The organism is Paenibacillus sedimenti, from assembly GCF_014534655.1.
Classification (GTDB): Bacteria; Bacillota; Bacilli; order Paenibacillales; family NBRC-103111; genus Paenibacillus_E; species Paenibacillus_E sedimenti.
Map to the genome: position 1 here is coordinate 563,531 of NZ_JACVVD010000004.1, position 17,835 is coordinate 581,365.

A 17,835-nucleotide genomic window follows, 5' to 3' on the forward strand; every position below is an offset into this window, starting at 1 on the left:
GCATATTGTTACTCGTTGGGATCAACTCTTTCTTTACCCATCCACCCCCAAGCAAAAACTACAGTAAGCGATGCTGCAACCAGGATAGGCGGCAGAACCATAATCAGAATGAATTCCATATTCTAATCTCCTTTCGGATGCATCCGTCCCTGCACATATCTGACATTGAAAAGAAATAGCCTCATTAATAAAAAGAGAGATGGTATAAGAAGCAATAAGCCTGCCAAGAAAGCAATAATTAATGCGATACCCATAGCCTTATTCGTGAAGTGTTCGTAGATGGAAAGATACGGATAAAGGATATAAGGCAAATGGGCTGCCCCATATCCGTAAAAAGCAAATGCAAATTGAAACATCACGAGAATAAAAGATATTCCGTAATTCTTTTTCCTCCAAACCAAATAGACAGCTGCCAAAAAGAAAAGAAAAGAACAAGCAAACATCCAGGACAACTCCAATATGTGTTGGAAATGTTCAGGATTATGTAAGTTAATCGAATAGAATACAATCAAGCTGCAGACGATCGTGGGGGTACTCCAAATCAAGGCCCATCTACGCACGATTTCGAGCGCGGGAATGTCCTTTGCTTTGGCGGCATAAAACGTAAGAAACATGGCTGAAATATACAGCACACTGACAATAGCTAGCAAAACGACGGACCAAGAATAGAGGCTGAAGAACAGTCTTTGGAAGAGGAAGACGACTTTCCCGTCATGAATCTCAATGAACCCGCCTTCGGAAATCGTAAGTACCGTTGATAATGAGGCGGGAATCAGAAGTCCTGTCGCACCATATAAAAAAACATACACTTGCCTGCTCTTTGTGCCATATGTGCTAAAAGCATAGTAAGATCCACGCACAGCGAGCAATACGATCGCTACACTGCCGGGGACCAATAGGGCTGTTCCATAGTAATAAGCGGTATCTGGAAAAAAACCTACGATACCGACAATAAAAAAAATGAGAAAGACATTGGTCACCTCCCACACAGGCGATAAATACCGTTTAATGATATTCTGTATCAAATGTTCCTTTTTCGTTCTGTAGCTGTAATAACTGAAAAAGCCGGCACCGAAATCAATGGATGCTACAATTAAGTATCCATACAAAAAAGTCCATAGGACCGTAATCCCCGCAACCTCCAAATTCAATGAAGTTCACCTGCCAATCCCTTTGCTTTGAGTTCTTCTTCCGGCGTATAGTTATTAAACATTTTGGTTAGAACCCGCAAACAGGTAATCCCGAGAACTGCATATAACGCAAAGAAAACAATGAATAGTACGTCAACATGCTCAGAAGTCGTAGCCCCCTGATGTGTTTTCATGTACCCTCGTAAAATCCATGGTTGCCGGCCTACTTCCGTATATATCCAACCATACTCGATGGCAAACATAGCTAAGGGTCCTCCAATAACAATAGCCCCAAGTAAGAGCCTATTATAGGGGTCTCCTCTACGAAACCAGAAAGCAAGAATAAACAATAAGGGAATTATCGTTAGGTACCCGCCAATGCCGACCATCGCATCAAAGGTATAGTGAATCCATAATGGGGGAATTTCATCCGCCGGAAAATCATTAAGTCCGATCACTTCTGAGCCGGGATTGCCATGGGCTAACACACTTAAAGCAAATGGAATTCTTAATCCGTACTTAATCTCGCGGTTTTCAGTTAAAATCCCGCCAACAACCAATGGCGCATGTGTCGCGGTTTCAAAATGCCACTCCCCTGCAGCCAGTTTCTCCGGCTGGTATTTCGCCAAATATTTTCCGGACAAGTCACCGATTAAGAAGGTTGCAATGGCAAATACCAATGAGGCAAAAAGAGTCATGTTTAACACTTTCTTATAATAAACGTGACTCTTTCCTTTCAGCAGAGCAAAGGCTGCAATTGAAGCAAAAATAAAAGCTGAGGTCAGATACGCCGACGTCAGTACATGTGAGACTTTCGTTGGGCTTGCCGGAGTAAACATAGCCTTCAGAGGGTCAACATTGCCGATAATCCCATCCACAAATTCAAAACCTTGGGGCGCATTCATAAAGGAATTGACCAGGGTTATAAAAAGCGCAGAACATGATGCTCCAATCACGACCGGTATGATAAATAGAAAATGAATCTTAGGTTTAAATCGATCCCATGTGTACATGTAGATGCCAAGAAAAATAGCCTCAAAGAAAAAAGCGAAAATCTCCAAAAACATAGGCAAACCTATGGCATGCCCGGCTATCCGCATGAAATTCGGCCAAAGCAAATTTATTTGAAGACCTAGCGCTGTCCCCGAGACGACGCCGACAGCCACTGTAATGACATATCCGCGAGTCCACCTGCGAGCCATCAATGTGTAATGAGGATCATTTCGTTTAATCCCCATCCACTCTGCTAAAGCAATTAGTACTGGAATTCCGACACCGATGGTCGCGAATATAATATGAAATACAAAAGTCAAAGTCATAAGAGCACGGCTGTATATAACCGGATCGTATTCAAGCATACTTTCAACATCCCCTCGATGTATAAATTGGAATGAATCGGATTTTATCCTGTAAGCAGTTGACGTGAGATGGATAAAAGTAAAATACCGGCGATTATTAAGCAAAGAATGATCAGGTTCTTTTCATGCTTTTGATAACGTTCCATGATTTGCTCCTTCATAGATTGGATTCAGTTATTATTTACCACTTGGAAAAATACATACAACTTTAAAAATTTTTAGTATTCGTTTCTTAGAAACAGGCAAACTACTTAATGAAGCCATTTTCATTATGGAGGAGAAAAAAATGAAATGTAATGTTGGAAAAACGGAGCAAGCAATAAGAATTACCATGGGATCTGCAATTATCCTAGCTGGACTATACTACAAAAAATGGTGGGGGATAATTGGAATAGCGCCAATTATTACGGGTACTACCCGTTATTGTCCAATGAATGAATTCTTGAAAATATCGAATTGTGAAAATAGATAATGTTGACCTTTCAATCAACCTTTTGGAATTGCTGGATTCATCCTGCCGCTTTCGCACGATTTGTATCAGCCATCATAAAAAATGATGATAAAATTCCTCACCGCCAGATCGACAACACAAATCTCCTTCTCTTGAAACACTTCTCATCATCTTAGCGATAAAACATAAAACTTCATCGTAAGCGTGACTCGAATATAGAAACAGCGGCTGCCTTGGACAAATCCTAGACTGCCGCTGTTATATTAAACTAACGTTTCCCGTCACCTTCCGAATGCCGAACACTGTTTCCTCTTGTGATAAGAAAAACCTAGCCTGCGGCTAGGTCCTTGTCTAAACCCATACATTTGAGCATGGGGGAGGGAATTGGATATGGGGCTCCAACCGCTGTTGAAATTCCTGTTACTTGAATCATTCTTAGCGGTATCAACACGAATTTCAAAGGCGGGCGCTATCGCTTTTCCACCCCATATCCATTCCCTTTTTTTTGTTCTACTTTGAGCTGCCTTCCACTTCTCTTTTTCCTAACCTGTCTTCAATCCGGTATTCATATCCATGTACTCCCTTGTAGTACTCCGGATACATCTCTCGTCCGCAAGTCGATTTTAACTACTTAAAGAAGGTCATTTTTCTCTTTTTTTTCCGTAGTCCGACTTAGCACACTTGCAGAGGCTTTTATATAACCACATGAGCAAATAGACTCTCCAAGTTGGCAAACTCGGACTACGGATAGTCGGGTTGGACATCATTTCGCCGCAATTGGGTGATTTCGGACTCCAGTTGGAGATGGGCACGATTTTTACGTCATCAAGATGAAAACAGCTGGATTTCCGTCTCAACAATCCGATCCTCATTAGTTTCTGGCTTAAGCAAGGAGTAATCTTCCGGTTACCCCCAAATTTATACTTTCTTATCTTTTCAACAAAGCCTATCCTTTGCGGATGGCCCTTTTCTTCATTTCCAAGTTTCATCAAGGTGTTGCGAATAGAACATAATATGCCGTTTTGGAGGCCCCGATTGTGAGGGAATTCTTCCACACCCCGGCGTAATGTTGCCTCCGCTTGCTGATAGTATCCCAGGTAACGATATATACTTCCGAGGCCAAGCAAAGCTCTCTCGAGATCAGGTCCGGACAGCCCTTGTTCGATGGCCCGTTCATAGTAAGGAATAGCCTCCTGTCCTAAACCGGAATTATCATGAGCTACGGCTGTCTGAAAGTTGATCTCAGTCACGCATTTAAATGGCTTCAGCTAAACGATCTCGCATTATTATTCAATTCCTTTCGTGATTTGCTTCACTTCGGACACAAAAAAAGTATGAAAAAGGGGAGGAATCAGCAATTATTTAATTTCAGTAGATGTCTAGGATAATAATAAAATGATTGAAGGATAATACATACTGTAAGGTGTATTAACTAATAAAATACAGGATGGTGTGATACTTAGATGAGTACTAACGATCAAAAAGGTAAAAACAACGCAAAAACATCAACCAGCTTTAATAAAGGTAAAACAGGGGATAACAATAGCAGCTACCCCCAAAAATAAACGTTGAAAAATATCGATAAATTTGAAAGAAAAAACCTTGGTAATCTTTACTAAGGTTTTTTGCTTTTTTGAAGTGATCCACTTTTATTGAGTTATTGTTCTCCGTTAAAATTAACGGTAACTCACAATAATCTCCGTCATCTGCATCACCAGCGGTTAGTTACTAGTCTTCTTCCATCAGATGCATTAGTGTCGTGTTGAATACCAGTCCAGCACTCGTAAGGCGCGGAGTGTGTTCCAACGACTAGGCTCGCCTTCCACACCTTCCATGTCGAAGTGAACTCGATCGGGGTGAGTGTTCTCGAGCGGCCATTTCCCGTTATGATCTTGTTTCTTCGCCACCAGACCGACTGCCTCGGTGACCCGATCATCGGGTTCGACACCGGCGCTGCGTAAGTAATCCAGACCCCGCAGCACGTCGTAATGCCACGTGGTCGGGAACGAAAACCGCGTCCATTTTGGATCGATCACCTCGCCGGATGAAAGAGACCTCAACATGCGACGCTCCAGAAGGTACTCTTGTGCCCGGACGCGGGCTTCGGTCACCGCAGCAGTTTCACCCTTAGCCTTTTCGTACTCTAATAGTCCTTCCAGGACACAGATGGTGCTGTGGAACGAGGATCGTCGACTTTGAGGGGCGTCGCAATTCCAGCCTCCGTCCTTAAGTTGCTCTCCGAGGAGTCGATCGACTAGCCGATCGCTTGACTCTCCGAAGTAGGCACCCACTCCAAGGATCCAACCATTGACACAGGGCTCGGTCTCGCCGTCGAAGTAGGGCCGGCCGCCCATTTGCCGCGGCCAGGTGATGTGATCACGCACGAGGCCGATCGATCTGCGGGCTTCCTCACCCGACGGATCCAAGCCTAGGTCCTTCAAAAGCAGCAAGGTGTAGCTCGTGCATAGCCAGTTCCGTGCGTCGGCGTCACCACCCCAGTTGCCCTCGGAAGATTGCAGGCCGAGGACCCGGGCACCCCAACCTTCCGAGGCAATCCGCGACCGCTCTGTGGCAACATAGTCATCGGGCTCTTTGGTTAGGTCACGCATCACCTGCCAACGGATCGCTGGGTCCGCGTCAAGCAGCCACTCTAATACTGATTTCTTTGGCTTCGGGATTTGCCATTCGGGGTTTTTTGTAGTCATCTAATGGTTACTCCTCACTTTGGTCAAGTTCATACTACGTACCCTCCTTGGCTGTTTTCGACCATCGGTAAATATTTACATATATTTATATTCGCGAAGTGATTAAACTATCCTGCCCGTTCTTAATTACACATCCCAGAACTAAACCTGGTTTACTTATTTAGAATTACATGGTTTGAATAGTCTGGGGATACCCATTTATATATCAACTTGTCCCCCTGCTGGTGACGGTATATCCCGTTTGAACTTGCAAGATTGAAATGGTGAGTTGCGGAGGAATACTCGTCCAATCTATCGGAGGAATGAATCATATAGTGAATAAGATGATTCATTAGTCGAATTGCCCAGACCGGAATGTTTTCAAGATAGCGGCGATATTCACCATACTTTTGATTTTCTGAGATTTTCTTTGGAAGAATTGAAGGATGCGGCTGTTATTGGCGGAAAATGAAATAGACGCAAAATGAAAAGAGGGTGTCCCTCAGCCATTATTATGGCTTTTGGGACAGCCTCTTACAGTCAATCGCTTACTTCGCGTAACCAAGCTCCTTCAATTGCATATCACCTTGCTCCAGAAGCTTTTTGTAGTTGAACTTCGTCTCAAGCGTGTTCAGAAACTTGTCGTAGTCGGCGATCGGCGTTTTACCTATATAGAACTTCAGCAACTCCTCCTGCACATAACGATTGGCGTCTGCTGCATTGTAACCGTTCGGCGTATCGACATTCGGGCCGTAGTTCTTGATCTCCGGGAACTTCGCAGTCTCTTGAATATAGGTCGCTTGATTCGGAAACTTTGTCGACAAATATTCCATCTCCGGGCGCCCCGTAATCTGATACAGCCAAGTATAGTTGGCTTCGCCGGCCTTCTCGGTCAGCTTCGCCTTGCCGCCTTCGAGCTTGAAGTGCACGTCCTGCACCCCATACTGCACGAGGTTCAACCCTTCGCCTTCGGACACATAGTTCAGCAGCTCAAAGATGCGGCTCAGCTTGTCTTTATCCTTCTCCAGGCTCTTCGGAATCGCGATGTAACCGTTCGGTCCGATATTGGCCGTGCGCACCGCCTTGGCGCCTTGCAGCGGCGGAAGAATGACCCATTCCGCTTTCGGGTTCGCCGTCTTCCAGGTCTTCACCTGATCGTCCTTCATTATGCTGGCCCATTGATCGAAAAAGATACCGGCCTGACCCTTGAATGCCTTGTCTTGCGCAGTTGTCACTTTCGCGCTCGTGAATTCCGGTTCGAATACGCCCGGCGTTGCCACGAACTTGTTGATCGTCTCAAGCGCTTGTTTCATATCCGGGTCATACAAGCTGTTGATCATCTTGTCGCCTTTGTTGTAGAAAGCCCCCGGCAGGCCGACACCGTAATAGCCGTACATCGGCGCCATGACATTGGCGAAATCGCCGACTAGGCCGAACGTATCCTTCTTGCCGTTTCCGTCCGGATCTTTCTCTGCGAACGCTTTCGCCGTTTCGTACAGCTCATCCATCGTCGTCGGCATCTTCATCCCGAGCTTGTCGAGCCAGTCCTTGCGGATCCAGTACGTATAAGGGACAAAACTCGGCGTTCTGGAGAAGCCGTACGTCTTGCCATTCACCTTCGCCTTGGTGAAGCCGTCGTCCCCGATCAGCTTCTTCACGCCGCTCAACTGTCCCATGTAGCTCTCCAGATCCAGAAGCAGGCCATTCTTCGCGAGCTGCTGATACAGCGCTTTGTTCTTAATCTCCATGAGATCTGGCAAATTATTCGAAGCGGCCAGCACATTCAGCTTATTATCCATGTCCGGCCCGTTCGCGATCAAATTCAGCTTGAAATCCACGTTCAGCTTACTGTCGATCTGCTTCTTGACGAAGTCGTCGGCCGGGATGGACGAGGAGCCGCCTTCCTTCAACATTTCGATCGTAAACTTAGCCGCCGATTTCGCTGCCTGCGGGGAGGACGAGCCTCCAGCGGCCGGTGAAGTGCCGGTTTCCTTGCTGCCGCCTCCGCTGCAGCCGGCCAGTACAGTGACGCTGAAGAGCGATACGGCAAGAGTGCTTTGCATCCATTTTAACTTTTGCATGTTCAGATCCCTCTTTTCGAGTGAATAGTAGAATGCTTATATGTTTAAAACCAGCCGGCCGGAGCCAAGAACTGGGTCGGCCTGAGTAGATCAACCTTTGATCGCACCGATCAGCATTCCCTTCGTGAAGTGCTTCTGGATGAACGGGTAGACCGCGATGACAGGGGCGCTTGCGATGACGACGGCCGCCATCTGCAGCGTGGGCGTCGGTAGTGTCTCTTCCGCATTGATATTCTCGTTCTGCGTAGCCTGCAAAATTTCCCGGACGATGACCTGCAGCGGCTGGAGGTCCCGGTCCTGAACATACATAATGGCCTGAAAGAACTCGTTCCAATGACCGACCACATAGAACAATCCGACGGTAAGCATGGCCGGAATCGACAGCGGCACCGCAATCTGCACCAAGACCCGCCATTCGCTGGCACCGTCAATCCTGGCTGATTCAAACAACTCTTGAGGCAGCCCTTCCATGAACGTCTTGATGATGAGTAAATTGAACGTCCATACCGCCGAAGGCACAATCATCGCCCAGATCGTATCGAGAAGGCCGGTCGTCTGAACCGCGAAGTAGGTAGGGATCAAGCCCCCGTTGAACATCATCGTAAATACGATCAAGAACAGGATGACGCTTCGTCCCCGCAGGTTCCGCCTGCTGAGCGGATACGCGAGAAGTACGGTCAGAATCATATTGACCAGCGTGCCTAGGACGGTAATCGTAACGTTAACCATGAACGCCTTCGGCATTGCCGGCTTGCTGAACAAATAATCGTAAGCGAACAACGTAATCTCCTTCGGCAGCAGCACGAAGCCGCCGTTCTTAATCACGACTTCGTATGGGGTGAGCGACATGCTGAGCACGAATAGTAAAGGGAAGACAGCAGCGACGCCTGCAAGCGCCAGCAAGATGATAATGACCATCTCGAAGATAACGTCTTGACGGCTTCTTACCATATGTTCTCCCCCCACTTCTTCGCAAGCTGGTTGGAGCCGATCACCAGCACGAGTCCGATCAGCGATTTGAACAGGCCGACCGCCGCCGCGAGACTGAAATTCATCTGCTCCAGACCGGTGCGGAATACCCACGTATCGATAATATCGGCGACCGGATACACCTTCACGCTGTACATGATGTAGATCTGCTCGAAGCCTGCGTCAAGAATATGGCCCAGCTTCAGAATAAGCAGAAGGATAATAACGCTTCGTATACCCGGCAACGTAATATGCCAAATGACCCGGAACCGGCCGGCGCCGTCCACCTTGGCGGCCTCGAACAGCGACGCATCGATCGAAGACATGGCTGCCAGATAGATAATTGCTCCCCAGCCGATATCTTTCCAGATGTCGCTGCCGATCAGCACCGCACGGAACCATTCCGTAGACGTCAGGAAGGGGATGGAGTTCATCCCGGCTTCCTTGATCCACTTGTTCACTACACCGGACGATTCGGAGAAGAAAGCCAGCGCAATTCCATATATAATGACCCAGGATAAAAAATGCGGCATATAGCTTAACGTCTGAATGAAGCTCTTGAACCGCTTGAAGCGGCATTCGTACAGCAAGAGCGCCATGACGATCGGCGGAATCGTGCCGAATACGATCTTGTATAAGCTAATGACGAATGTGTTGCTCATCAACTGGGTAAAGTAGGGGGACTCGACAAACTGCTGAAAATATTTGTACCATGGATCCGCCCAAGAGCTTCCCAGAAGCCCTGCCCCGAAGTTGTAATCCTTGAACGCGATCAAGATGCCGTACATCGGATAATATTTGTACACGGCGTAGAAGGCCAGTCCTGGCAGCATCATGATATACAGCGCTTTCATCGACCAAATGGATTTCCACAACCCGGAGGTCCTCGTCCGGCGCTTGTACGCCACAAGTCCGCCCGAAGCCGCGGCTGTCCGTTCTCTCATTCCGATCACCACCTTCCTCTTCCAGTTCCCACGCTAGGATGTTTCAGACTTCTTGCTTCCACTATACCAAGACTAAGAGTGTCGGATAATGAAGAGGTTTCGCAAAAAAACTGAACGATTTTGAGTTTCTGCATAAGGAGAAGATTCTTAATCGGAATGGTGGATTGGCCAAATCCAGTAGAAATAAAAGAGTGCAAGGAGCATGCTCCCTGCACCTGGTTTCTCACCGTAAGTCAAGTACGATCTGGAAGTCAATCATCGGCCAATTTCACGCTGCGCAGTTACGGTACGTTTAACCCGAATAATCGACCACTACTTGTCTCGCTTGCGGAACTTGCCCGGCGTCTCACCGGTCCACCGTTTGAAAATCCGGAAGAAATAGTTCTCGTTAACGAAACCGACCTGCTCATAAATATCCGTCAAGCTGAGATCCGTCTCCAGCAGAAGCTTCTTCGCCTTCTCCACACGGCATTTCTGCACATAGTTAATGAGCGTTTCGCCCGTCTTCTTGGGAAATAGCGCACTCAAATAATTCTCATCGATATTGACCAACTTGGCCATCGACTTCAGCGTAATGTTCTCGCGGAGATTTCTGTGAATGTAGGCAATGATCGTGTTGATATCGTCCCGATCCGTTACGGCTTCCTGCCGCAACACCGCCGTTCGGATGTCGTTCTCCAGCTTGTACTTCAACCGAACGAGCAACTCTCTATGCCGGGGAAACTTCTGGATCGAGTGCGATTCCATCGACGCCGGCCGGCCCAGCAAACGTGCGAACGTTCGGTCCAAGCGTTCCGCGGTTTGGACGACATGGACGAACAGAATGTCGTTCGCCTCCAATTCTCGCCATAGCTCTTCAAGCAGGGCGCGTCCTCGATCCCATTCGGTAAACTCAAGTGCGCGAATCAGCTCGCGTTCCGTACGCCACGGATAGCGGGTCTCTCCTACGGAGCTTGCCGCTCGACCATCCGTCCTGCCGTACCATTCCGGATTCAGCGCATACAGACTGCGCAGCCAGGCCTCGTGCAGCCCCTCCACCGGGAACGCCAGGGGACAAAACCGGAGATCAAGACCGGCCGGAGATAGTGCGTCCGCATCGTCCGACCAGCCGATGAAGCTCACTTGGCCGCACGACGAATGCTTCAGCCAATCGGCGTCTTCCGATTCTAACGCCTCTGGAGTCTCAGTCTGATCGCCGAGTACGGACAATACCGCCGCGAACCGTGGAAAATCGACGGGAACGTCAGGCGGCGCCAGCGTGCTATCTTCGACCAGATCTTCGATATACGACCACAGTTTCTCTGTGTAGGAGTTCATCTGCATATGCCGGTGACGCTGCTTGCGGTCCGCTTCCTGACTGAGCTCGCGGTCGATCTTCTCCAGCATCTGCCCAAGCGCCTGTTCATTGGCGGACAGCTTCAGCAAATACCCGGAAGCGCCGTATTCCAGCGCCTGCCGCGCATATTCGAACTCGTTCACGCACGTGAGCATGACGAACTTCGCATCGGACACCAGCTTCGCTTGCCGGAGAAGCTCCAGACCATTCATACCGGGCATCATGATGTCCGAGATAACAAGGTCCGGCTGCTTGCTCCGGATGAACGCCATCGCCTCGTTTCCGTCCTCCGCCTCCCCCGCTAGCTCGAACCCGAGCTCCCGCCAACGGATTTGATTGATCAATGTTCTGCGAACAAACGGCTCATCCTCCACCATCAGTACCTTCCACGTCATCTTTACACCTCCGAATACGGCTTCGAATATAAGAACGGCATACGAATGCGGACACGGGTCCCTTGTTCCAGCAGGATCATCTCCAGTGAAGCCGATTCGCGATACAGCAGCTGCAACCGCTCCCGGAGATTCGCGACACCGATCCCTTTGCGCTTGGACAAGCGCGGCAGCTGACTGGAAGCCTCCATCCCGATGCCGTTGTCTTCAACATCCATAACCAGCGTAACGCCGTCCCGGTAAATCCGGATCGTGATCTCGCCGCCGGTCTTCATAAATTGCAGGCCGTGCACAATACAATTCTCAACTAGCGGCTGCAGGCTTAACTTCGGAACCAGTGTATGCACAAGCGCTTCTTCATGCTCAATCGTAAACTTGAAGCGCTGATCGTATCGGAAGTTTTGGATGTGTGCATATGCCTGAAGCAGCTCCAGCTCGTTCTTCAGGAAGATCAGATCCGCATCGTCATTCAGACTTGCCTCAAGCAGCCGTCCAAGCGCTACGCAGATTTCCGCCGTCTCCATGTCGTTCTTGCTGGTCACATTCCATTTGATCGTATTCAGCGTATTCAGCAAAAAATGCGGATTCATCTGCTGCATCAGCATCTGAAACCGGATTGCCTCGCGCTGGCGTTCTTCAAGCTTCAGCTGCTGCACCGCTTTCTGCAGGTCCTTCACCATTCCGTTAAAGGAGTCGGCAAGATCCCGCAGCTCTCCTCGATATTGTGCCGCCGGCACATGCGTGTTGAACTGCTTCGACACCACCTCCGACATCCTCCGCTGAAGCAGGTTGAGCGGACGGGTGATAGCGGAAGCGGTAACATACGTAATGACGCCGAATACGACCGCAAGCAGAGCAATCGTAAGAAGAGCTTGGTGCTTCAAGCTCTCCAGGTCACCGAAATATTGATCCAGCGGCAGCTTGCTGATTAACTCCAGCTCGGTGCCCGGCAGCTCCAACCGATGAGTGACGAAGCCTGCCTCTTCAGGGAGAGCGCTTAATCTTCCGGTCGTGGCCACGATTACCCTTTGTTCGTCCATCAAATAATACAACTGTTGCAGCAGCAGCCCTCGCGATATATCGTATAGCAACGCTTCGAAGTCTATCTCCTGCTTCAGCCAGCCGATCGGCTTATTATCGATGGAGGTTCGAAGGACGGAATACATCGTTTTGCCACTAGGATGCCACCAAGTGCTCTGCGACTCGGTAAGATGGGCAAAGCCTTCCTCCTGTACGAACTTTTGCGCATCCACCTCGGCCCCCGTATTCCATTTATATACGTTCCCTCGATCGTCCGCGATAACGACCCGAACGAACTGTATATGGTCATAGACCTTCGAACGCCCTTCGAGCCAGCCTTGGATATTTCCTGCCCTTGTCAATGCGTCCATCGTCTCGGGACTTTGAAAGACTTCGTGGATCGCCGGCGATCGCTCCATTTGCACATACATCTCATAAACGTTCAGCCTCAGGTCCAGGAGCGTCTTCTTCATAAACTCCGCTTGCTGAAGACTCTTCACGTTCATCTCCCACCGCAGCAGCGACTCGATCCGGCTGTATTGGTAAATCTGGAACGACAGCAGAGGAAGTAAAATCAGCAGCAGGAATGCCAGGAACAACCGGTTACCCAGCCGCTTGGGGACGAATCGGTTCCACCATGTCGACACTGCTCCATCACCTCTCCGGGAATATTTGTTAGTGAGTCTATTATAATACAGTTTAGTAGACGAGAGATGATTTGAGGGAAAAAGATTGAGCCCAGGCGGAGAGGACACTTGAGCTTCAGAATAAAGAAATGTGATATTTCTGAATGAATTAGAAAATGGAGCCCGCAAACCCGCTTGGCTCCGTTATTGTCATAACATTGATTAAAATTTGAAGTGTATAGAACAGGAAGTTAATACAGGGACACCAAAAAATGCATTGCAAGAAGCGATGAAAGTTATACTTTTAGAAGCTGAGGATCATAAAATGCACGCAGCTAATCTCGCTGATGAGATTTTTATCAGGGGGCTACATCGACAGAAAAATGGCGGCAAAGCTCAATACATCAGATACGAGCAAGGTGCGGTTCTGGCTCATTCCACTGACTGCTTTTAGATTTCATTAAGAAAAACAAATCAAATATCAAATTATTAATAAGGCTTTGTTATTCTTCATTGTTGATTTCTAACCATAAGAAAAACCACCTAAACAATTAGCGATCAATTCGAAACTATCGTTCCCCCATATATATACTCGAAAAATCATACAGATTTATCCTTCAAACGGTATTTTCCATAGTTATACACGAAAAATCATACACAAAAGCTCTAATTGAAGCGAAGAGCCCGATTTTATATGAAATTTCATACAGAATCGTTGTTTCTGTGATTTATGAACCTTCGCAGTTCCGCTCTTTTTTAAGGCCCGTTATTTAGTCCCCCTCGCGAAACAACACAGGATATGTATTGTAAGTTAACAAAATATCTATTTGTGTTGAACATCCCTTTTTCGTTAATATGAATCCTCTACCAACGTCAATATTAGAAGGCATATGCCTCCTAATAATATTCCTAGAATTGATTCCTTTTCTCGTGCCTAAGATCGCTTCTTGCATCTTGTACTTGTGGAGGTTAGGAAGCAAGTCCTTGCGGAGTGTGCGCACCGCCTTCTTTAGCGGCTTGTCTTTTGGCTTCTCTTGCAGGCGCACTTCCAATTGCTTGACGGCATGCTTCAGTTTTTCACTAATGATGGCAGAGGACTGACCTAGCTCGTGAAGATCTCGGCCACCGTGCGTTCCTACTTCTTGCTTCTCGACTTCCTCTATGGCGGCGAACAAGATCTGCACTTTTTGAGCAATCGAGTAAATGGCGTGGCGTTTCTTCAATTCCGTATATGCCCGTGTAATCGTGCTGACGCTACACCCGTACAGCTTCGCGGCATTTCGGACGGAAGGCAGTTTTTGACCCGAAACGAATTGCCCTCGTTAATTTTTTGCTCCTTATCGGAGAGAACATCCGAATATCTTTTCATACCGCTCTCCTCTCTTTCCTCTAGCTATTATATGATACTCGGTCAACTGTATCGATACAGTTCTGGAAATTTGTTGTTGTTGGTATCTGCATTTCGTTTTACCATTTCAAGTATCAGCTCCATGTTCGCGAACATGACTCTATTTGTTTAAGGAGGGCCCTTGCTTCGATGAATCCATCCGGATTGAAACTTGCTTATCTATGCTCGGTTATTAATGCTATGATCATGGGATTTTCATTTTTATTCACTAAGATTGCTCTCGAATTCGCTGAGCCCCTGGATACGCTGACATTCAGGTTTGCCTCATCCTTCGCCGTTATGTCCATTCCCGTCCTGCTGGGCCGGGTCCGTTTGAACTACCGCGGGAAGAAGCTTCACAAGGTGCTGCTCTTGGCCACCCTGTATCCGCTGGGATTTTTCACGCTCCAATCCTACGGCCTGCAGCATGCCACATCCAGCGAAGGGGGCATTCTGTTTGCTCTCACACCGGTTTTAACGGTGCTGCTGGCGTTCCTGTTTTTGAAGGAAACGACCACCCTCCTACAAAAGCTATCCATCTGTCTGTCGGTCAGCGGAGTCCTGTTCATCTTTATCATGAAAGGCAGCCGCATCGATTGGTCCAACATGACGGGGATTGTTCTCTTATTCCTGTCTTGTCTGGTAGTGGCAGGGTACGGCGTGCTCGCGAGGCTTCTGCTCAAATCGTTCAGTCCTGCGGAGATTACGTATGTCATGCTGGGCATTGCCTTTCTTTCCTTCCTTGCCGCGTCACTTGCCGGGCATGCCGCCGCAGGAACGCTCGATCAATTGTTCTCACCGCTTGCCAGCGGTACGTTTATCGTGGCCATCCTCTATCTTGGCATCTTGTCCACACTGGTTACGGCGCTTAGTTCAAACTATGCCTTGTCCAGAATCGAAGCATCCAAAATGAGCGTATTCTCCAATCTATCGACGATTGTGTCTATCGCTGCCGGAGCGCTATTGCTTGGGGAGGAAGTCAGAATGTACCATATCGCCGGTTCTGCGCTTATTATTGCCGGTGTCATGGGAACCAATCTCCTCGGGAAGAAAAGCGAGAGGCATGTTCTAAACACAAATCGCGCAAAAGCCGGATAACGCTAGAACAATTTCGACCCCAACTATAGTTAAATGAGCAAGAAATCATGGAAATGTTTGCTGCTGCGGCCAAGGCCCCATCGGCATGAAATCTGCAACATTGGAAATATCTCGCTATCACGGAGCAATTGGCCAAAGAAAAGCTGCTGCCTGTCGCTTACGGGCAAAAGCAGATCGTCGAAGCTTCAGCTGTCGTCGCCGTACTTGGAGATCTGGTAGCTAATCGGAATGCTGAATCCGTTTATAGATCTGCCGTGGAAGCCGGATCGTGATGACGCTTTCGCCTTGAATTTTTAGTAGTGAATGCCCAGCATATGAAGGCATTACCTGGACGTAAAACAGATGTTAAGGATTCAGAATTGAACGCCAAACTTCTCCGCCATGGACTACTTAAAGCAAGTTTCATACCAAATCGAAATCAACGCGAACTTCGAGAGCTTGTTCGGTATCGCCGCAGCATCATTGAAGAGAGATCAAGGCAACACAACCGCATTCAGCAGGTACTCAAGGAGCGAACATTAAACTTAGCTCTGTTGTCTCAGATATTAGGGTCTCCCTCTCTCGATATGCTGCTTGCCATTGCAGATGGCGAATATGATCCTGAAAAACTAGCAAGCTTTGCTAGGCGTAGCTTGAAGCGAAAAAGGACGAACTCGAATTTGCTCTTCAAGGCTATGTAAACCCTCATCAACGGCTTATGATCAAAACCACATTAACTCACATTGATATTTCAGGTGAACAAGTTGAGGTGCTCGATCAGGAAATTGCTCAGCGAATTGAATCTTTTCATAGTATGCCGTTCGTAGGCTGGAGAATTTAGACTACTCTGAAACACTTGCATCTAATTCCTAGCTCTATTTCACCAACCCACCTTTCAGGCGCTTAAAAAAAATGAATGAACTGCGTCTTATTTAGTGTTGACTTTTTCTGTTACTTTGATGCTCAAATCTACTACGAGGGTATGAGCCTCAGTGATCCAGGAACTTATCATAAAATTGCCCTGGCTAACAATATCGATCCAAACGCAGTCCTGGAACTCTTGGATGACCCAGCGGCAATTACTGCAGCCCGCGCAGACATCGTCAAAGTAAAGCATCTCGGGGTAAATAGCTATCCTACCCTACTTCTCCGTAACAGGAATGAGTTAATCTCACTTGGTGGAGCTATGGGCATCGAGGAGCTTGAAGAGCGCCTGGCTCGCACGAATTTTATACAAAATACAGCAGGGGAACATTGTTCACTGGATAATAAGAACGGCTGTTGAAGTCGGCTTTTGAAGTCAGCTGAGAAGGAAAGCTCTGATTCTGCATTCGTGCGGTCAGAGCTTTTTTGAATTTCATTGAAAAACTCATCAGCGTAATCTGCCCGTTACTTCAACGAGGCTGCCAGTTTTTCCCGTAGAAGAGGTCGTTTTCTCCGATAACCTTTATTCAGGGTGTCCCATAAGGATATGCGACCACTAGTGATAAAGCGTAGCATATATAATTATATTCGCGACGTAATTAAACTAACCTGCCCGTTACTTGAACAGGCTGCCGAATTGCCGGCAGCCTCGTCATGTTGGTTAAGCTCTTGTACCCGTTAGCGTAACAAAGCCGTCGGTCAGTCAAGGCAGTTCGACTTTTATTCTTGATCTGTTAACACTTCAATCCCTATATTGTTTACTAATAAATCACGTAATGAAGGGGCTATCATTTTTGATTCTTCAACTCCCAAATCTGCAAACCGACATAAATAAAGTCCAAACCCTTTTTGTCGGTTCATATACAGCAACGCTCCTCCACCCTCGTCATCACCAATAGCCACAGAACTAGGAATATATTCTTGGATACGATACGCTTCATTAAAGCCTATACAACTTATCGGAGCCCAAATACGGATGTAAATTTTATTGTCAACAAGAATCTCAACATCTGTGGCTTCGCGAACAACTTGAAAATACTCAAAGGGATTTCTATGACAGCGAAGTTTTGAAGAGCCTTAATATCTTCTTTTGTCGCTGGTTGTTGCCTAACATCTACTGAAAACTTTTCACTAATTTTACTCAGTAGGCTCATTAAATATAATGCTACATAGAAACTAGACAGCCAAAAAGGAGATTCTTAGTTGTATGGCATCCACGAGAAGAAAGTTTACTCCTGAAGAAAAGGCACGTCTGGTACTGGAAATTTTGAAGGAAGAAAAGTCTATAGCGCAACTTGCATCGGAGCATGGAATTCATACCAATGTCCTCAACCGGTGGAAAACGGAAGCGGTACAGAATCTTTCGCAATTATTCGTCGACGATCGCAAAGGCATTACGAAAATGAAAAATGAATACGAGCAGAAGATTGATGAACTCTACGCCGAGGTGGGAAAA

18 protein-coding genes and 2 pseudogenes are annotated in these 17,835 nt (G+C 47.4%); 6 read left to right on the forward strand and 14 right to left on the reverse strand.

All coding sequences use genetic code 11. The features are described 5' to 3' along the window. Window positions 1-8: 8 nt before the first annotated feature. From cydS to ICC18_RS15385, 3 genes are read right to left on the reverse strand one after another with little or no spacing between them, the layout of a single operon-like run. Window positions 9-119, reverse strand: a complete 111-nt coding sequence (cydS, locus tag ICC18_RS34760) for a cytochrome bd oxidase small subunit CydS family protein (protein WP_376745640.1) — start codon at window positions 117-119, stop codon at window positions 9-11. Window positions 120-122: 3 nt separating this feature from the next. Then, window positions 123-1,151, reverse strand: a complete 1,029-nt coding sequence (locus ICC18_RS15380) for a cytochrome d ubiquinol oxidase subunit II (RefSeq protein WP_188175292.1) — start codon at window positions 1,149-1,151, stop codon at window positions 123-125. Continuing rightward, a complete protein-coding gene (locus ICC18_RS15385; RefSeq protein ID WP_188175293.1) occupies window positions 1,148-2,488 on the reverse strand; it encodes a cytochrome ubiquinol oxidase subunit I in 1,341 nt (446 codons plus the stop codon). Before ICC18_RS15385 ends, ICC18_RS15380 begins: the two co-directional genes overlap by 4 nt. A gap of 286 nt (window positions 2,489-2,774) precedes the next feature. On the opposite strand from ICC18_RS15385, the gene ICC18_RS15390 reads away from it, so the two are divergent. Beyond that, entirely contained in the window at window positions 2,775-2,960 is a 186-nt protein-coding gene (locus ICC18_RS15390; RefSeq protein ID WP_188175294.1) for a YgaP family membrane protein, read from the forward strand. Between the two features lie 72 nt (window positions 2,961-3,032). Here the strand turns inward: ICC18_RS15390 and ICC18_RS34765 are convergent, their stop codons facing one another. The 10 genes and pseudogenes from ICC18_RS34765 to ICC18_RS34990 all read right to left on the reverse strand — a co-directional run. Further along, window positions 3,033-3,182, reverse strand: a complete 150-nt coding sequence (locus tag ICC18_RS34765) for a diguanylate cyclase domain-containing protein (protein WP_376745643.1) — start codon at window positions 3,180-3,182, stop codon at window positions 3,033-3,035. 398 nt (window positions 3,183-3,580) lie between these two features. Then, window positions 3,581-4,189, reverse strand: a complete 609-nt coding sequence (locus ICC18_RS15400) for a tetratricopeptide repeat protein (RefSeq protein WP_312029534.1) — start codon at window positions 4,187-4,189, stop codon at window positions 3,581-3,583. Window positions 4,190-4,690: 501 nt separating this feature from the next. Next, complete coding sequence (locus ICC18_RS15405; RefSeq protein WP_188175295.1) at window positions 4,691-5,644, reverse strand: prenyltransferase/squalene oxidase repeat-containing protein; 954 nt, start codon at window positions 5,642-5,644, stop codon at window positions 4,691-4,693. 527 nt (window positions 5,645-6,171) lie between these two features. Then, on the reverse strand, window positions 6,172-7,704 hold the full coding sequence (locus tag ICC18_RS15410; protein ID WP_188175296.1) for a type 2 periplasmic-binding domain-containing protein: 1,533 nt from the start codon (window positions 7,702-7,704) through the stop codon (window positions 6,172-6,174). Window positions 7,705-7,794: 90 nt separating this feature from the next. Further along, window positions 7,795-8,655 (reverse strand): carbohydrate ABC transporter permease, encoded by an 861-nt coding sequence (locus tag ICC18_RS15415; RefSeq protein ID WP_188175297.1) that lies wholly within the window; start codon window positions 8,653-8,655, stop codon window positions 7,795-7,797. Beyond that, on the reverse strand, window positions 8,649-9,617 hold the full coding sequence (locus ICC18_RS15420; protein WP_188175298.1) for an ABC transporter permease: 969 nt from the start codon (window positions 9,615-9,617) through the stop codon (window positions 8,649-8,651). Before ICC18_RS15420 ends, ICC18_RS15415 begins: the two co-directional genes overlap by 7 nt. 312 nt (window positions 9,618-9,929) lie before the next feature. Beyond that, window positions 9,930-11,348 (reverse strand): response regulator transcription factor, encoded by a 1,419-nt coding sequence (locus ICC18_RS15425; protein ID WP_188175299.1) that lies wholly within the window; start codon window positions 11,346-11,348, stop codon window positions 9,930-9,932. Window positions 11,349-11,350: 2 nt separating this feature from the next. Next, window positions 11,351-13,012, reverse strand: coding sequence for a sensor histidine kinase (locus tag ICC18_RS34540; protein ID WP_188175300.1), 1,662 nt, complete (start codon window positions 13,010-13,012; stop codon window positions 11,351-11,353). 749 nt (window positions 13,013-13,761) lie between these two features. Next, window positions 13,762-13,944 carry a DUF6602 domain-containing protein gene (locus ICC18_RS34985; RefSeq protein ID WP_446673943.1) on the reverse strand — a complete coding sequence of 61 codons (183 nt, stop codon included), beginning with the start codon at window positions 13,942-13,944 and terminating at the stop codon, window positions 13,762-13,764. A 234-nt stretch (window positions 13,945-14,178) separates the two neighbouring features. After that, window positions 14,179-14,360, reverse strand: a pseudogene (locus ICC18_RS34990) (GntR family transcriptional regulator); the annotation flags it as partial. A 168-nt stretch (window positions 14,361-14,528) separates the two neighbouring features. Between ICC18_RS34990 and ICC18_RS15440 the strand changes: the two are divergent. The 4 genes and pseudogenes from ICC18_RS15440 to ICC18_RS15455 all read left to right on the forward strand — a co-directional run bounded on the left by ICC18_RS15440 (window position 14,529) and on the right by ICC18_RS15455 (window position 16,740). Then, window positions 14,529-15,476 (forward strand): DMT family transporter, encoded by a 948-nt coding sequence (locus tag ICC18_RS15440; RefSeq protein WP_188175301.1) that lies wholly within the window; start codon window positions 14,529-14,531, stop codon window positions 15,474-15,476. 68 nt (window positions 15,477-15,544) lie between these two features. Beyond that, window positions 15,545-15,742: pseudogene (locus tag ICC18_RS15445) on the forward strand (nitroreductase family protein); the annotation flags it as partial. Between the two features lie 48 nt (window positions 15,743-15,790). After that, window positions 15,791-16,156 (forward strand): IS110 family transposase, encoded by a 366-nt coding sequence (locus ICC18_RS15450; RefSeq protein WP_223192578.1) that lies wholly within the window; start codon window positions 15,791-15,793, stop codon window positions 16,154-16,156. A 215-nt stretch (window positions 16,157-16,371) separates the two neighbouring features. Then, window positions 16,372-16,740 (forward strand): thioredoxin domain-containing protein, encoded by a 369-nt coding sequence (locus tag ICC18_RS15455; RefSeq protein ID WP_188175303.1) that lies wholly within the window; start codon window positions 16,372-16,374, stop codon window positions 16,738-16,740. A 359-nt stretch (window positions 16,741-17,099) separates the two neighbouring features. On the opposite strand, the gene ICC18_RS34545 is transcribed toward ICC18_RS15455, so the two are convergent. Continuing rightward, on the reverse strand, window positions 17,100-17,240 hold the full coding sequence (locus ICC18_RS34545; RefSeq protein ID WP_312029535.1) for a hypothetical protein: 141 nt from the start codon (window positions 17,238-17,240) through the stop codon (window positions 17,100-17,102). 346 nt (window positions 17,241-17,586) lie between these two features. Here ICC18_RS34545 and ICC18_RS15465 point away from each other — a divergent pair. Beyond that, window positions 17,587-17,835, forward strand: a 249-nt coding sequence (locus ICC18_RS15465; RefSeq protein ID WP_188175304.1) for a transposase, incomplete at its 3' end; no start/stop codon positions are given.

Coding starts and splice junctions, on each gene's coding strand:
- ICC18_RS34545 (WP_312029535.1), bottom strand. CDS start 17,240: ATGAACCGACAAAAAGGGTTTGGACTTTATTTATGTCGGTTTGCAGAT.
- ICC18_RS15415 (WP_188175297.1), bottom strand. CDS start 8,655: ATGGTAAGAAGCCGTCAAGACGTTATCTTCGAGATGGTCATTATCATC.
- ICC18_RS34985 (WP_446673943.1), bottom strand. CDS start 13,944: ATGCAAGAAGCGATCTTAGGCACGAGAAAAGGAATCAATTCTAGGAAT.
- ICC18_RS15405 (WP_188175295.1), bottom strand. CDS start 5,644: ATGACTACAAAAAACCCCGAATGGCAAATCCCGAAGCCAAAGAAATCA.
- ICC18_RS15390 (WP_188175294.1), top strand. CDS start 2,775: ATGAAATGTAATGTTGGAAAAACGGAGCAAGCAATAAGAATTACCATG.
- ICC18_RS15440 (WP_188175301.1), top strand. CDS start 14,529: ATGAATCCATCCGGATTGAAACTTGCTTATCTATGCTCGGTTATTAAT.
- ICC18_RS15425 (WP_188175299.1), bottom strand. CDS start 11,348: ATGACGTGGAAGGTACTGATGGTGGAGGATGAGCCGTTTGTTCGCAGA.
- cydS (WP_376745640.1), bottom strand. CDS start 119: ATGGAATTCATTCTGATTATGGTTCTGCCGCCTATCCTGGTTGCAGCA.
- ICC18_RS15455 (WP_188175303.1), top strand. CDS start 16,372: ATGAACTGCGTCTTATTTAGTGTTGACTTTTTCTGTTACTTTGATGCT.
- ICC18_RS15420 (WP_188175298.1), bottom strand. CDS start 9,617: ATGAGAGAACGGACAGCCGCGGCTTCGGGCGGACTTGTGGCGTACAAG.
- ICC18_RS15410 (WP_188175296.1), bottom strand. CDS start 7,704: ATGCAAAAGTTAAAATGGATGCAAAGCACTCTTGCCGTATCGCTCTTC.
- ICC18_RS15450 (WP_223192578.1), top strand. CDS start 15,791: ATGAAGGCATTACCTGGACGTAAAACAGATGTTAAGGATTCAGAATTG.
- ICC18_RS15385 (WP_188175293.1), bottom strand. CDS start 2,488: ATGCTTGAATACGATCCGGTTATATACAGCCGTGCTCTTATGACTTTG.